General features: G+C 49.0%; 16 protein-coding genes and 1 pseudogene. 8 read left to right on the forward strand and 9 right to left on the reverse strand.

Annotation, left to right across the window (positions count from 1 at the left end; genetic code table 11):
* The first annotated feature begins 385 nt into the window (after nt 1-385).
* A complete protein-coding gene (locus tag Q0628_RS03350) occupies nt 386-1,696 on the forward strand; it encodes a GGDEF domain-containing protein (protein ID WP_298768162.1) in 1,311 nt (436 codons plus the stop codon).
* A 25-nt stretch (nt 1,697-1,721) separates the two neighbouring features.
* On the opposite strand, the gene ffh is transcribed toward Q0628_RS03350, so the two are convergent.
* The gene (gene ffh / locus Q0628_RS03355) at nt 1,722-3,086 is read right to left on the reverse strand and encodes a signal recognition particle protein (RefSeq protein WP_298768163.1); all 1,365 of its coding nucleotides are present in this window, start codon (nt 3,084-3,086) and stop codon (nt 1,722-1,724) included.
* 43 nt (nt 3,087-3,129) lie between these two features.
* Between ffh and Q0628_RS03360 the strand changes: the two genes are divergently transcribed.
* On the forward strand, nt 3,130-4,539 hold the full coding sequence (locus tag Q0628_RS03360; RefSeq protein ID WP_298768164.1) for an MATE family efflux transporter: 1,410 nt from the start codon (nt 3,130-3,132) through the stop codon (nt 4,537-4,539).
* A 29-nt stretch (nt 4,540-4,568) separates the two neighbouring features.
* Here Q0628_RS03360 and Q0628_RS03365 read toward each other — a convergent pair whose 3' ends face one another.
* The 7 genes from Q0628_RS03365 to Q0628_RS03395 form a co-directional block, all read right to left on the reverse strand.
* Complete coding sequence (locus Q0628_RS03365; protein WP_298768165.1) at nt 4,569-4,724, reverse strand: hypothetical protein; 156 nt, start codon at nt 4,722-4,724, stop codon at nt 4,569-4,571.
* A gap of 69 nt (nt 4,725-4,793) precedes the next feature.
* Nucleotides 4,794-5,771 carry a flagellin lysine-N-methylase gene (gene fliB / locus Q0628_RS03370; protein ID WP_298768166.1) on the reverse strand — a complete coding sequence of 326 codons (978 nt, stop codon included), beginning with the start codon at nt 5,769-5,771 and terminating at the stop codon, nt 4,794-4,796.
* 4 nt (nt 5,772-5,775) lie between these two features.
* The gene (locus Q0628_RS03375) at nt 5,776-6,033 is read right to left on the reverse strand and encodes a hypothetical protein (protein ID WP_298768167.1); all 258 of its coding nucleotides are present in this window, start codon (nt 6,031-6,033) and stop codon (nt 5,776-5,778) included.
* A 21-nt stretch (nt 6,034-6,054) separates the two neighbouring features.
* On the reverse strand, nt 6,055-6,282 hold the full coding sequence (locus tag Q0628_RS03380; RefSeq protein WP_298768168.1) for a hypothetical protein: 228 nt from the start codon (nt 6,280-6,282) through the stop codon (nt 6,055-6,057).
* Nucleotides 6,283-6,351: 69 nt separating this feature from the next.
* On the reverse strand, nt 6,352-7,458 hold the full coding sequence (locus Q0628_RS03385) for an iron-containing alcohol dehydrogenase family protein (protein WP_298768169.1): 1,107 nt from the start codon (nt 7,456-7,458) through the stop codon (nt 6,352-6,354).
* 67 nt (nt 7,459-7,525) lie between these two features.
* Nucleotides 7,526-8,452: a DUF4421 family protein gene (locus Q0628_RS03390; RefSeq protein WP_298768170.1), complete on the reverse strand. Its 927-nt coding sequence runs from the start codon at nt 8,450-8,452 to the stop codon at nt 7,526-7,528.
* A 41-nt stretch (nt 8,453-8,493) separates the two neighbouring features.
* A complete protein-coding gene (locus Q0628_RS03395; RefSeq protein ID WP_298768171.1) occupies nt 8,494-9,048 on the reverse strand; it encodes a GNAT family N-acetyltransferase in 555 nt (184 codons plus the stop codon).
* An 81-nt stretch (nt 9,049-9,129) separates the two neighbouring features.
* Between Q0628_RS03395 and Q0628_RS03400 the strand changes: the two genes are divergently transcribed.
* The 6 genes from Q0628_RS03400 (at nt 9,130) to Q0628_RS03425 (ending at nt 13,489) form a co-directional block, all read left to right on the forward strand.
* On the forward strand, nt 9,130-9,840 hold the full coding sequence (locus Q0628_RS03400) for an SDR family oxidoreductase (protein ID WP_298768172.1): 711 nt from the start codon (nt 9,130-9,132) through the stop codon (nt 9,838-9,840).
* A gap of 3 nt (nt 9,841-9,843) precedes the next feature.
* Nucleotides 9,844-10,437, forward strand: a complete 594-nt coding sequence (locus Q0628_RS03405; RefSeq protein ID WP_298768173.1) for an alpha/beta hydrolase — start codon at nt 9,844-9,846, stop codon at nt 10,435-10,437.
* A gap of 94 nt (nt 10,438-10,531) precedes the next feature.
* Nucleotides 10,532-11,353: a fibrobacter succinogenes major paralogous domain-containing protein gene (locus Q0628_RS03410; RefSeq protein WP_298768174.1), complete on the forward strand. Its 822-nt coding sequence runs from the start codon at nt 10,532-10,534 to the stop codon at nt 11,351-11,353.
* Between the two features lie 72 nt (nt 11,354-11,425).
* The gene (locus Q0628_RS03415) at nt 11,426-11,686 is read left to right on the forward strand and encodes a hypothetical protein (protein ID WP_298768175.1); all 261 of its coding nucleotides are present in this window, start codon (nt 11,426-11,428) and stop codon (nt 11,684-11,686) included.
* Nucleotides 11,687-11,758: 72 nt separating this feature from the next.
* Nucleotides 11,759-12,556 carry an FISUMP domain-containing protein gene (locus Q0628_RS03420; protein ID WP_298768176.1) on the forward strand — a complete coding sequence of 266 codons (798 nt, stop codon included), beginning with the start codon at nt 11,759-11,761 and terminating at the stop codon, nt 12,554-12,556.
* 645 nt (nt 12,557-13,201) lie between these two features.
* A complete protein-coding gene (locus Q0628_RS03425) occupies nt 13,202-13,489 on the forward strand; it encodes a hypothetical protein (protein WP_298768177.1) in 288 nt (95 codons plus the stop codon).
* Here the strand turns inward: Q0628_RS03425 and Q0628_RS03430 are convergent.
* A pseudogene (locus Q0628_RS03430) lies at nt 13,455-13,803 on the reverse strand (hypothetical protein); the annotation flags it as partial. The gene Q0628_RS03425 and the pseudogene Q0628_RS03430 overlap by 35 nt on opposite strands.

The following is a 13,803-nucleotide window of genomic DNA, read 5'->3' on the forward strand; positions in this document are numbered from 1 at the left end:
TTGTGACGCTTGCCGAAACGAGCGAGACGGATAACGGTTGCCATTTTAACCTCTTTCTTGTTGTATTTCCTTTTTAGAGGAAATTTGGGGTTGTTTGTTGTTTTGCGGGGTAATATAGAAATAAATCTCTTGTGTGTAAAGGACGGGATGTAAAAAAAATCCGTTCTTTACAAATAAAGTAACTGTTGGAAAGTGGAAAAATGGCGAAATTTAGCTTAAAATGGTGAAAAATTGGATGTGTGACGGGTCGACTCGGCTCCATGTCGATTGGGATGCCTGCAAAAACACTTAAAAACATTACAATATTCTTACAATGTGACATGATTGGGCTTTTTTTATTGTATTTTTCAAAAAAAACGGAGTTCCTTTCTTGATCGACAAAAGCATGTCCTTGCCATTGGGGCGAATTGCTGCAGCGCTATCGTTGGATTACGAGTGCGTTTTCTTTGTCGATATTGATTCGGATGACTATTCCATGTATGCTTTCCGCGGAAAGCACAAGGACTTGGATATTTACAATAGTGGTGATTTCTGGGGGGATACCCGGAAAAATTTACAGGTGCTTATTTTCGAAGAAGACAAACCGTCTTTTGCAAGTGCGTTCAATAAGCAAACTCTTCTGGACGCGACGGCGACCGGTAACCCGTTCGCGATGAAGTATCGGCTTGTCATTGATTCCAAACCTGTTTGGTTCTCGCTTAAGGCGGTGGCCGATACCGCCAGTGGCAGGAGATTCTGGGTCATAGGAATATCCAATATCGATGAACAGGAGCGAGCTGAGCAGGAACTGAGAAGACAGGCGGATAAGGGGGTGACCTATAGCCGTATCGTGATGGCTTTAGCGGAGCATTATACCAGCCTCTACCTTGTGAATTTGGAAACGGAACATTTTGCGCAATACAAGGCGAATCATCAGTATCGTGAACTGCGCATGGCAATGGAGGGCGATAACTTTTTTGCACAGCTGCAAGAAGATGCCAAGCGCGTCATTTATCAGGAAGATCTGGCCTTGGTTAGTGCTGCGTTGCGAAGGGATGTTCTTCTGAAGGAAATCGATGAGAACGGAGTTTTTTCCTTTACATATCGTCTCATGATGTCTTCGCGCCCTGTCTATGTGAACTTGAATGCGGTCTATGCCGATGCGAACCATATTATTTTGAGCGTGACAAATGTCGATGCTCGCGTTCGTAGAGAGATTGAAATCAAAAGGGCTCTCGGCGAAGCGCTGGCGAAGTCCCGTCATGACGACTTGACGGGTATCCGCAACAAGAATGCGTTCGGGGAATTCGAGGAGGGGCTGGATCGGCAGATTAAATCTGGTGAAGTCCATCAATTTGCGATAGCGATCTGCGATGTGAACGGTTTGAAGACCGTGAACGATACGCAGGGCCATAAGGCTGGAGATGCATACATTCAGGCGGCATCGCGCCTTGTCTGCGAAACCTTCAAGCATAGCCCGGTATTCCGTATCGGTGGAGACGAATTCGTGGCCATTTTGCGCGGCAGCGATTATGAATGCCGCGACGAACTCGAAAGGTCCCTAGATGAGACTTCTGTTCAGAACTATGCCAACGGCAAAGTCAGTATCGCCTGCGGAATATGCGAATTCCGGGAAGGCGATACTTGCTCTGGCGACGTTTTTAAGCGCGCTGACAAGTTGATGTACGAAAAGAAAAACTGGATGAAAAAGGTATAGCACCTTGCCTGCTTACGGATAAGTCCTATTTCTTCTTCTTTTTCTTCTTGTCTTTCGGCGGCGTGTAGTTGCTGCCAACTGTTCCGCCGTTGTTCTGCTTGCGGGCCATGTCGCCGACCTTCTTGAACATTTCCTTCATGGTTTCGTACTGCTTGAGCACGGCGTTCACGCGACCGATTTCGGTGCCGGAACCCTTGGCCACGCGTGCCTTGCGGCTGCCGTCCAGAATCTGCGGCTTCTTGCGTTCCTTCGGGGTCATGGAGCTGAGTACGGCTTCCACATAGACCAGTTCCTTTTCGTCAATCTGGTCGATGGGGAGCTTGTTCAGGCCAGGAATCAGGCTCAGAATGTCCTTGATGCGGCCGAGCTTCTTGATGGTGCGCAGCTGGTTCAGGAAGTCGTTCAGGTCGAAGGTGTTGTTGAGAATCTTCTTCTTCAGGTCCTTCGCGTCTTTTTCGTCGATGACCTGCTGGGCTTTTTCCACGAGGCTCACCACGTCGCCCATGCCAAGTATTCGGCTTGCCATACGGTCGGGGTGGAACAGTTCAATTTCGGGGAGCTTTTCACCGACACCGATAAAGCAGATGGGTACCCCCGTCATCTTCTTGATGCTGAGTGCTGCACCGCCGCGGCTGTCACCGTCCATCTTCGAGAGACAGACTCCCGTAAAGTTCAGTCGCTGCCAGAAGGTTTCTGCCACGTTGACTGCTTCCTGGCCGATCATCGCGTCGGCAACAAAAAGGATTTCATCAGGGTGGACGGCGTCCTTCGCCTTCTCCAGTTCCTGCATCAGTTCTTCGTCGACTTGCAGGCGGCCTGCGGTATCGTAAATGACCAGGTCGAAGCCGTTGTCCTTGGCGTACTGGTAGCCGTGCTTGATGATTTCGACCGGGTCGCCTTGGCCTTCGTCGTACACGGGAATGCCAATGGATTTACCCAGCACCTGCAGCTGCTTGATTGCGGCGGGGCGGTACACGTCGGCTGCCACCAGGGGGGGCTTTCTCTTTTTCTTGCTGCGCATCCACAGGGCAATCTTGCCGGCGAAAGTCGTCTTGCCGGACCCCTGGAGACCTGCCATCATGATGCCGACTGGAGCGGGGCCGGAAAGGTTGATTTCCTTGGTCTCGCCACCCATGACGGCCACGAGCTCGTCGTGGATAATCTTGACAATCTGCTGACCGGGCGTCACCGAGTTTAGGACTTCGGAGCCCAGGGCCTTTTCCTTGACGGCTTTCACGAAGTCGCGGGTCACGTTGAAGTTCACGTCGGCTTCGAGGAATGCGCGGCGCACTTCGCGTAACGATTCGGCGACATTTTCTTCGGTGAGTTTGCCCTGCCCGCGCAGGTTCTTGAGGGTAGATTCTAGAGAGTCTGTCAGCTGTGAAAACATAATGGGTCAAATTTAGCATTTTTTTTTATATTTGTCCCCCGCTATGGTCGATGCGATACTCAATAAGTTCTATAGGCCGTCCAGATTCAAGAAAAATGGTGATGTGAAGGATGTACTCGTGGTGGCACTTCCCATGCTCCTGTCGATGTCTTTCGACACCATCATGACTTTTATCGATCGTCTGTTCCTCTCGAAGCTCGGACCTGCCGAAATGAACGCTGCGCTGGGGGCGGGAGCGGTGCAGCTTGCGCTCACTATGTTCTTTACGGGGGCAATCAGCTACACGACTGCCATGGTGGCGCAACGCCTAGGTGGCAAAAAACGCTGGGATTGCGGTCGCGTGTTCATGCAGGCTGTTTATCTGTCGCTTGCATCGGTGCCGCTTCTGTACCTCACGATCCCGCTGGGACATTTGGTTTTTGGAATGGAACATCTGCCGGTGGACCAGTTGCAGTACCAAAAGACCTACTTTAACATTCTGATGTTCGGCGGAATCATTAACCTGGTTCGTAATGCGGCCCCGTGTTTCTTTAGCGGTATCGGCGAAACCAAGATTGTGATGAAGGCGGCCTTTGTTGGCATGATTGTCAACGTAGTCTGTAACTTCTTCTTGATTTACGGATGCGGTCCGATTCCCGCGCTGGGCGTGGCGGGCGCTGCTTACGGAACCTTGATTGGAAACTTGGTTTCGACGGTAATTTTGTTCGCAAAATTCTTCGGCAAGAATTGCCACGAGCGTTTCCGCACCCGTTATGCGTTTGCGTTTAGCTGGCCCTTGACCAAGGAACTGCTGCAGAAGGGAATTCCCTCGGGAGTCGAAATGTGCCTGAACATGACGGCGTTCCAGCTTTTGATTCTGATGTTCCATGCGCTTGGTCCCGAAGCGGCTACGGCGTCTTCGGTGATGTTCAACTGGGATATGGTTGCCTATGTTCCTCTGATGGGTCTAGAGGTGGCTTCGACGAGTCTTGTCGGCCGCTATGTAGGCGCAAGGCAGGGTGCTGCCGCGAACCGTTCCACTATTTCGGGACTTCGGCTTGGGTGGGGCTATTCCGCCATTATCGGGATATTGTTCATTTTCTTGCCAGGTCTTTTGACCGATATATTTAGGCCGGATTCCAATGCGACGGCATCGGCGATTGCCATCTTTGAAACAGCCCGACCCATGAGCCTGTTCATGTTGCGTTTGGCGGCCCTTTATATTTTTGTTGAAGTGCTCCTAGTCATTTATGCCGGCGCGCTTCGCGGAGCGGGAGATACCTTGTGGGTCATGTTTGCCAGTGCCATCATGAACTGGTGCGTGGCCGGTGCTCTCTATGTTTCGGCTTACGTTTTCCATCTTCCTGCGCATTATGCCTGGATTACGGTGGTGGCCGTTTATAGCACCGCACCGCTCTTGTTCTGGTTCCGCTGGAAAAGCGGAAAATGGCGCAAGCACCTACTCGATAGGTGAGCGCCATTTTTGTCATTTAGACATTTGGTTTACTGTTGGATATTGAACATCGGGATCATCTTGTCGTTCCCGTTGACCTGCGGAAGTTTTCCGTCCCATTTTTCGATCCATTTTAGCATCAGGTATTCTACATTGAGCGGATCCACGTGGTAGTTGACATTTGTTCCGACAAAAACGGTCTGCAAGTCCTTGGAACCGGATTCAATCTTGACATTCTCGAGCTGCGTGCTGACGGGAATGCTTTTTAGGGAAAATTAGCCTAATCCATTCTCTCCGTCTAGAATGGATGTTAGAAAATCCATGTTTTCTTCGGAATACTCCAGTTGCTTGGAAAGAATCTTGATTGCGTCAATCTTGATGCGTCCCGTTTGGTCTAGTGTGGAAAAGTCGCCTGCGAGTTCTTGCGTAAAGAAACGGGCTACATTCCAAAAGAATAGCGCAAATAGAAGCCGCCCCTGCTCGCGTCCGTCGTAGAGACTCTTGGCATAATGGCGGTAAAGAAGATATGTCAACAAGCGTGAACTGTCGTTTTCTGAGAAAAAGCCTTGATCAAGGGAGGGCGCAGCTTGGTCAAGGCGGCTCTTGATGCGTGAAAGTGCCCTGTCCCAGGCGGGGCCGTAGCTTTCGGTCTTGGCGAGAGCCTCTATCATGTCGTGAATGCTTTCAAATGGCGTGAACGGGTTCTCGTTGGTGACGCCGAAAACTTCATATAGTCTATTGCCGAACGAAACGGACTCGTTGGCGAGAATATTAAATAGGTGATTCCGAGTCCATAAAACTTCATCCCGAATTTCGGCGTCGTCTTCGCTGAGCTCATCTTCGGGTTCGTCGCATTCTTCGCTTGTAAAGGTGAGTGGGCCGTCACCGGCTAGCAACAGCCTTGTCGCTTCTTCGCAGCAGAGTCCGATTCCGCGTTCCATGATGTCGCCATACACCTCGACAAACCGTGGATGCTCCCGGCAGATGTCGCAGAGGGCGTCTTTGCCGAGGTTCGTGTATATCTCGCAGAGATTTTCCTTGTCTAGAAAGGGGCAACGGTCGTGGGGAAGCAATTTGAAATGACCGTCCTCGATGTTTTCGCGCAACTTGTCGCCGAATATGCCAGCCACCTTGCGATAAGTTTCCTGGGAATCCTTGTCTATGTCGATTTCCCAACCGACACAACAGGTGTCGGTGCATTGCGCGGCGATGCACTTAAATTTGTCATAGAAATCCGGCTTATGCAGAATCATTTTGCTAATTGGCCGGCCTTGTCCCGGTGCGCTTTCCCTTCATGTCCCAGGTGTAGATAAAGCTGTTGTTTTTTGAGGTAAAACCCTTGCTTGACACGCTCTTGATTGTGCCGATTTCCTTTACGCTCATGGTCTTGTAACGGCTGCCCTTTTCGTTGTAGAGGTAGTACCAGTCACCATTCTTTTCGATATCTGCGATTTCGGCGAAAGCGCTTGCGCAAAGAAGGAGAAGAATCCAGGTTATGGTCGATATTTTTTTCATGAACGGACCTTTGTTGGTTGTTTATCTTGTTTTTTTTATTTCTGCCCAGTTGTCACTTTCTGTTTCAAAGTCTGCATAGGCATCGACTTCATTTAACACCGCACTTAGACTTGCATTGAAAAGGTTCCTATTATAAATGTCTAGTAATTTCATCGCAACATCGAGTCTTTGCAATCTTTGAAGTGCATCGTATTTTTCGGCTAAAAGGCCTAATGTTTGGTTAATTTTTTCCAGTTCTTCACTTTCCATATTGCACTCCTATGTTTTTAGGTTGTCTACCTAAATGAATCTATAATTATTTTTTTATTAAGGAAAAATTTATTCGGCAATCAGGGACTTGTCGTATATAAAGTTGACTTCTTCGGGCGTGATTCCGCCGGGAACGAGGTCCAGCTTGGAACGATTCGCCTTCATGGCGATGGCGAATTGATCGCGCATTTCGCGAGAAACCTTGCATTTGCCGATAAGTTTGTCAAGCATTGCGGCGAAATCGGTGGTGTTTTTGAAGCCTAAAAGTTCCAAAATTCGCTTGACATCTTCGGGAACCTTTTTTTCACAGATTTCTACATAGGTGGCGAGGAAGTAGCCTACGGCGGGGCCGTGCGGCACGCCCTGGTGCAGCGTGAGATCGTAGCTCATGCCGTGCGGTACAGCGGTGCTTGTGTGCGCGATGGACATGCCGGCGATTGTCGAGGTGAGCATGAGCTTTTCGTAAAGGTTTTCATCGACGGGGGAGTCGGAGAGGAGCGCTTCCTTGAATTCGCCCCAGAGCTTGAGGCCGTATTCCGGACACATGCGGTTGAACGCGTTGGAATGGACATTCAATATGCTTTCGACCATGTGGGCGAGCGCATCGACCGCGGTATTGATAATCAGCGTCTTCTTGGCCGAGGCGAGGTACTTGCCGTCGACAAGCGCGAGCGCCGGGAAAATCTTGTGCGGGATGCTCTTTTTCAGGTGAATCTTGTGGTTCGTGATGATGGCGACCGGCGTTGCCTCGGAACCCGTTCCGCAGGTAGTCGGAACGGCGACGACGGGCACGTGGCCGAGCGGCTTTTCGGGAGCCTTGTGCAAATTGTCTGCCTCGATGCTTGGGTTCGCAAGGAGCAATGCTACAGCCTTCGCCGCGTCGATGGCGGAGCCGCCCCCGATACCGATGATGTAATCGGCGCCGAATTTGCGAGCTTGTTTTGCGGCGTTCCCCACGGTATCTGTTGACGGATTTTCTTCGACCTGGTCAAAAATCTGGTACGGCACGTGGGCCGCGTCCAGGACGGCGGTGACATCGTTCAAGGAACCGTTCTTCTTGGCAGAAGTTTTGCCCGTCATGATGAACGCGCGTTTTCCAATCGCAAGCAAGTTTTGCGCGTGGTTCTTCACGCAGTTCTTTTCAACATAGATATCCGTGGGTACATAGAAACGCATAGAATTGTCCTGAAGTTATGAGAGTATGCAAAAAAAATAGTAAATCGAGGTTGGAATATTTTGCAAACTAGAATCTGCGTACCACAAGGATTTCGAAGGCAGATACGTATTTTTGCTCCAGATGTTCGCCAAACGCAATGGCGGAGTATCCGCATTTAAGAACGATGTTCCAAGCCCATTTTTCCCCGATGTAGCCCAAGGCGGTCTTTATGTCCGATTCGGGTAAGAGCAGGTTGCCGTCGTCAGCGTTCTCGCGACCGTACGCGATGCCTACAACTCCCCAGAGGTTCCAAAAATATCCGTTGTCGAAAACGAAGGTGTAGGTGTACCCGACGTTGCCCCAGATGGAGGTGATGTCGCGTTTGTCGTTTTCGTAGCCAAGTATTCCGTCGTTATCTTCGGCAATGTTTCGCTGCAGGCGTCCGCCGATAATCAAGCTTCCGGCTGATTTCTTTTGACGGCGATCCAAAAAGTAGGCGCTCCTGGGGGCGAAAATTTCTTTCGCGGTCGCCATCCAGAGCATCGAAAAATACATGTCCGCGAACCAGAGGTCTATAAATTCCCGTTCCTTTTCGCTGTCGTGTTCGACTTCCGCGGTAAAGCCGCTGTAAAAGCGGAGCTTTGCCGCAAGCCACCAGTTTCCCGGGAAAAAGTCGAGCCCTGTCTCGAAAGCCTGGGTGTCTGATTTTTCTTTTGAAGTGGTAAAAGGGAGGCTGTACTTGAAATCGGCGGACACGTCCCACGAAATTCCGAATGTGGTAAACAGGCTGTCGTAACCGAAGCCGATGCCCACATCGATCGGGCGGTTCGAATTGAGCGTCGAGTTGTTGTAGGCGGAATTCCAGATAGCCACGAAATTGTAATCGCACAAGAAACGCAGCGAGAACCGTTCACGGAACTTGGAAACCGAAGGCTCGTCGCTGTCTTGCGCTTCGGCAAAGGCAAACCCCGCGAACACCAGGGCAAACAGGAATATTTTCAGGACGCACTTCATCAGGGGTGTTAAATCAACTTATAATGAGCCTATATAAAAATTTACGGGTACTTCGCTCCGGGAATATCCTTCAGTATTTCTTTCCAGAAGTTGCGGAATTCCTTTTCGGTGACGGGGCCGCCGGCGGAAAGTAGGCGGTAGTGCTCGCCTTGCCAGACGTAATCGACGGGGGAGGAGTCAAAGCCGTTGCGGGTGTAAAATTTGCGGCGGCGGTTCCTGCGTTCGAGTTCTTCGGCGTTCTTGGAATCTTCTTCGACTTCAATATCGACGACGATGCGCGTGTCGGGGTGTTGCCTGCGGATGGCCTGCAAAATTTGCGAACCGTACCCGCGGCAGCGCAGTTCAGGTTCTACCGCGAAATAGACGATGTTCGTGATGTCCCCGTGTGAAATGGAATTTGAAAATCCGCAGAACATGGGGGTCGCGGCGTTCTCGCCATCATCCTTGTCGAAAAATGCCCAGAATTCCCGCTTGATTTTGTCGTCGAGCAAATGCTTTATCGGGATGCGTTCGTTCGCCGGGAAAGCCGATTCATACAGCGCCTTGACCTGCGGCAACCACGGAGATTTCTTTGTGACTTCGAAATACTGGAGCATTTGCGGAAAGAATAGGATAATGCGGCATGTGCGTCAAGTGGAGGCGTGCGCTTCGGTACATTTTAGGGTATATTTACCTACATGAAAGCATTTGAAAATAAAGTGATCGTGGTGACGGGCGGGGCGCACGGGATTGGCGCTACCGTCGTGAGTGAATTTGAGAAAGAGGGCGCGAAGACCGCCTACATCGACATCCGCGAGAATCCCTGCTTTGTGGGGGACCTCTCCAAGAAGGAAGTCCTCGAAAAGTTTGCGCAGTTCGTCATCGAAAAGTACGGGCACGTGGATGTGCTGGTGAACAACGCGCTTCCGCTGATGAAGGGCATTGACGAGTGCAGCTACGAGGAATTCAGCTACGCGCTGGCGGTCGGTGTGACGGCCCCGTTCTACCTCGCGAAACTTTTTGCACCGCATTTCGGGTCGGGCGCAAGCATTATAAACATTTCTTCGAGTCGCGACCGCATGAGTCAGCCGCAGACGGAAAGCTATACGGCGGCGAAGGGCGGAATTGCAGCCCTCACGCATGCGCTGGCCTTGAGTTTTGCGGGCCGCGTTCGCGTGAATTCCATTTCGCCGGGCTGGATCGATACGGATTTCAAACTCTACGAAGGTCCCGATGCCACGCAGCAGCCCGCAGGCCGCGTCGGCAATCCGCTCGACATCGCGAACATGGTGCTTTACCTTGCAAGTGACAAGGCCGGATTCATCACCGGCGAAAACATCTGCATCGACGGCGGCATGACTCACCAAATGGTCTACCACAACGACTGTGGCTGGAAATTTGAGGGCTGAGAAATGAAGAAACTTGTTATTTATGTGCATGGAAAGGGCGGAAACGCCGACGAGGCGCTGCATTACAAGAGCTTGTTCTCGGAAGCCGATGTTCTCGGGTTTGATTACAAGGCCGAGACCCCGTGGGAGGCCAAGAAGGAATTCCCGGTATATTTTGATTCCGTCGCGGCGAGCTACGACGAGGTGATTCTTATTGCGAATAGCATCGGGGCGTTCTTTTCGATGAATGCTCTGGCCGATAAGCCAATCAAACAGGCCTACTTTATTTCGCCGATGGTCAACTTGGAAAAACTGATTTGCGACATGATGACGTGGGCGGGAGTCTCCGAAAAGGAACTTCGCGAAAAGAAAACGGTGCCGACGAGTTTCGGCGAAACGCTCTCCTGGGAATACCTGTGTTACGTGCACGAAAATCCGATTGAGTGGCGTATCCCGACAAAAATCCTGTACGGCTCGAATGACAACCTGACCTCGCTAGAAACGATGCGCGAATTCGCCCAGAAAATCGGTGCCCCTTTGACCGTAATGGACAGTGGCGAACACTGGTTCCACACCGCCGAACAAATGGACTTTTTGGACAAGTGGATTAGGGAATGACTGTGTTTCTTATAAGAAAAGCGTAGAGATTGTTGCAAAAACGATGCTAATAATGTAGTTTCTTTGCATAGTGGACTAGAATAAGGGAGTGTCTATGAAAAACGGGAAAAAATACATCTTTGCGAACTTGCAGAATGCGGGTGCGACAATCTCTTTCACCCTTCTCCTATTCACTGCGTTCCTTGCTGCATGTGCCACGCCGACAGTATCTAGCGACGATTCTGATGATGGCATTAACTCGTTGTCATCTGCCGAGCTGAAGGAAAGTTTTTTCAATCCTGACATTGACTATGGCTCTATGACAGACAGTCGAGACGGACAAGTTTATAGAACGGTACAAATAGGCGAACAGACTTGGATGGCAGAAAATTTGAACTTCGACCCAGGTCAGGGCGGCTCCAGAAATGCGAATTACGATTGGTCGTGGTGTTATGAAAATGATCCGGAAAAATGTGAGTTGTTTGGTCGTTTTTACACTTGGGCAGCGGCAGTTGACAGCATTGCGCTTTACGATGGCGGTAATGGCGTAGATTGTGGTGACGGTAAAACTTGCATATTGCCTGAAAAGGTGCAGGGGGTTTGCCCGGATGGTTGGCACTTGCCGACAAAGGACGAATGGAATATCCTGTTCTCGGTTGTTGGCGGGCAAGACAATGCGGGTAAGGTTCTTAGATCACAGACGGGTTGGTACAAAGGTAGTAGCGGCACGGACGATGTAGGCTTTTGTGCATTGCCTACTGGCACGGGGGGAGACGACAGGTTTCTCAATTTTGGCAACCGTGCTGACTTCTGGGTTGCCTCTGAGCATGTTAGTGACCGCGGTTGTAATGTAATCATGCACTACTTTAACGATAAAGCGGGTTTTGGCAATGCTTATAAGCACGCTGGTTTGCCTGTTCGCTGCGTAAAGGACTAACTTTGAACAAGTTCATACAGAAATAATTATATTTCCGTTGGATAAATCAAGCCATTGGGGCGAAGGATTTTTATGAAAAAGATTGACTGTGTCATCCTGAGCGGAACAAAGTGTAGCCGAAGGATCTCTACTTATTTGTTCACTTCTGTGTTGCTGGCATTCCTGGCGGCCTGTGGTGATTCGTCGTCGGCATCTGCTGGGCCGAATGACGAACCGGGTGTTGAATCGTCTTCTTCGAGCAGTGGCAAGGTCACTGAGCCTGACGAAGTGACTTCGTCGAGTAGTGAAAAGGCGAAGTCTTCGTCAAGCGACCCCCGGAGCGAAGTGAAATAATCCAGTTCTAGTGAAAAGTCTGGGAAGTCTAGCAGTAGTGGTGAAAAAGAAACTTCGTCGAGTTCGGTAAAGTTGAGTAGTTCCTCTTCCGTCATTCTGAGCGCGAGCGAAGAATCCAGTAGCAGTTTGGCGGAGTCATCCTCCTCAATCGATACACCGCTGTCTAGCTCTAGCGAAGTAACGATAGAATTCCGTGATGAAAGCGTTTACGATAGCAGTAGCAACACCCTGACGGACTTTCGCGATGGACAGACTTACAGAACGGTGAAAATAAAGTTCGTTAATTCCAACTATGAACGTGACTCGATGGTTTGGATGACCGAAAATCTGAACTATGCTTATGTGGATGTTCCCTATGACTACGATATATTCAAAGTCAGTGAAAACCATTCTGATTCTATTAGTTGGTGCTACGACAATGATGCTGCAAACTGTGCCAAGTATGGCCGGTTGTACACGTGGGCGGCTGCTATGGACAGTGTTGGCGTATGGAGTATCAGTGGCAAGGGGTGTGGATATACTTCGGCATGTTCACCTACATATCCCGTGCGAGGAATTTGCCCGAAAGGTTGGCATTTGCCTGACTCGACCGAATGGAACACTCTGATTGCTGCTGGTGCACTATCATTTGTAAATCTCAGGACTAATAGCGGCTACAGGGATTACAAGGAGGAATATTACCATGAGGGGCAATTAGCGTACTTCTGGAGTTCTTCGGAGTATGTTTCTACGGAGTATACTTATAATAGCCAAGAAGCGTGCAATTTTGTGATATCGGAAAACAATGGAGAAAGTGAAACTTTTAGTAGAGGGGTTTTAGGTGGTTTCTATAAGTATGTCGGGAACTCTGTCCGTTGCGTGAAGGACTGATTGCAAGGCGAACGCTGTAATGAAACGCGGGGACTCCAAGGGAGTCCCTTAATTGTTGCCCTGTTTTTTAATTATTCCCAAAGGATAAATTTAGGTATTCTGTAAGGGCTGATTGAATATCTTGCAAATGGGGATTTTGTTTGCGGATGAGTAAAAAGCAGACGTTTTCAAAATCTTTTTCGCATAGGGGGAGGTCAATTATTTCTAGCTTATACTTGTTAAGTCCGAAAAGGTAACGAGATATTCGTTACCATAATCTGTTGTAAAGATATAACCATTTGGGGATTCGGTTAAACTATAGCGGCTTGACGAATTTAATGTGGTCATCGTTAAACGATTCTAACGACCCATATTTCTTAATATGGGCAGACATTCGCTTCTTGGCTGCAATTACCTCGGGCAATTTGTCCATCAGCTTTTTAATGTCTTTTTTGATTTCTGTGTTCATGTTAGATGACCTTCCATAAATATAAATAAATACCATGGACGAGTCAATGTCCTAAAAGTTGTTGAGTGTGCAAATCTACAATTAAAAATTGCAAAAAACGAGAACCCCTTGTTTTTGCAATCAACTGTTTGCAGCTATCAACAGATTTTTTGTTGTGTGTGGATATGTCGCACATTGTTGTCAGCAATTCACATGAAATGAACAGAGTATGTGAAATTTTAGGAATTGAAAAACCAGAATTAATATCAGATGTTAACTTAGATGATGAATTTACAGTTACATATTCATCTGGTTCAACAAACTCTTCTCGTGCAAAAGCAATTGTTCATACAGTAAGAAGTTTTATAACAATCGGAAGATGTCATGATACTGATGTGCAAAAATCAGCATCTATGAAAGACTTTACTATTCAAGCACAAATTCCAACTCATTCAAATACAGATATTATTGCTAGTATTTCTGATTCATTAATGCAAGGTTCATAAATCTGCCGATTGCAATATTCGCAGCCTCATTGATCTGACCTTGACCGCTATCTATTCCTAATTGTCTTGCAACCGGACCATTGAGCCAACAAAACGGTGTCCACGCATGAGTACTGGCAAGAGTCCTCCGGAAATCAGGGTCACCGAGACCCTTGGTAAGGGCAATCAATATAGGCATATACTCTGGCCTGCAGCCCGACATTACAGCATTGACGGCAACATGCCATGTAGTGGTGTTTCTATGGGCAATCGGCAAATTTGCTACGGTCTCATCCCATCTCATATCAGTATACTTCAAAAACGATTGAACCTTT

The organism is uncultured Fibrobacter sp., from assembly GCF_937877005.1.
In the GTDB taxonomy this organism is placed as follows: domain Bacteria; phylum Fibrobacterota; class Fibrobacteria; order Fibrobacterales; family Fibrobacteraceae; genus Fibrobacter.

Coding starts and splice junctions, on each gene's coding strand:
- Q0628_RS03380 (WP_298768168.1), bottom strand. CDS start 6,282: ATGGAAAGTGAAGAACTGGAAAAAATTAACCAAACATTAGGCCTTTTA.
- Q0628_RS03425 (WP_298768177.1), top strand. CDS start 13,202: ATGAACAGAGTATGTGAAATTTTAGGAATTGAAAAACCAGAATTAATA.
- Q0628_RS03405 (WP_298768173.1), top strand. CDS start 9,844: ATGAAGAAACTTGTTATTTATGTGCATGGAAAGGGCGGAAACGCCGAC.
- Q0628_RS03415 (WP_298768175.1), top strand. CDS start 11,426: ATGAAAAAGATTGACTGTGTCATCCTGAGCGGAACAAAGTGTAGCCGA.
- Q0628_RS03385 (WP_298768169.1), bottom strand. CDS start 7,458: ATGCGTTTCTATGTACCCACGGATATCTATGTTGAAAAGAACTGCGTG.
- Q0628_RS03360 (WP_298768164.1), top strand. CDS start 3,130: ATGGTCGATGCGATACTCAATAAGTTCTATAGGCCGTCCAGATTCAAG.
- Q0628_RS03395 (WP_298768171.1), bottom strand. CDS start 9,048: ATGCTCCAGTATTTCGAAGTCACAAAGAAATCTCCGTGGTTGCCGCAG.
- fliB (WP_298768166.1), bottom strand. CDS start 5,771: ATGATTCTGCATAAGCCGGATTTCTATGACAAATTTAAGTGCATCGCC.
- ffh (WP_298768163.1), bottom strand. CDS start 3,086: ATGTTTTCACAGCTGACAGACTCTCTAGAATCTACCCTCAAGAACCTG.
- Q0628_RS03390 (WP_298768170.1), bottom strand. CDS start 8,452: ATGAAGTGCGTCCTGAAAATATTCCTGTTTGCCCTGGTGTTCGCGGGG.
- Q0628_RS03350 (WP_298768162.1), top strand. CDS start 386: ATGTCCTTGCCATTGGGGCGAATTGCTGCAGCGCTATCGTTGGATTAC.
- Q0628_RS03400 (WP_298768172.1), top strand. CDS start 9,130: ATGAAAGCATTTGAAAATAAAGTGATCGTGGTGACGGGCGGGGCGCAC.
- Q0628_RS03410 (WP_298768174.1), top strand. CDS start 10,532: ATGAAAAACGGGAAAAAATACATCTTTGCGAACTTGCAGAATGCGGGT.
- Q0628_RS03375 (WP_298768167.1), bottom strand. CDS start 6,033: ATGAAAAAAATATCGACCATAACCTGGATTCTTCTCCTTCTTTGCGCA.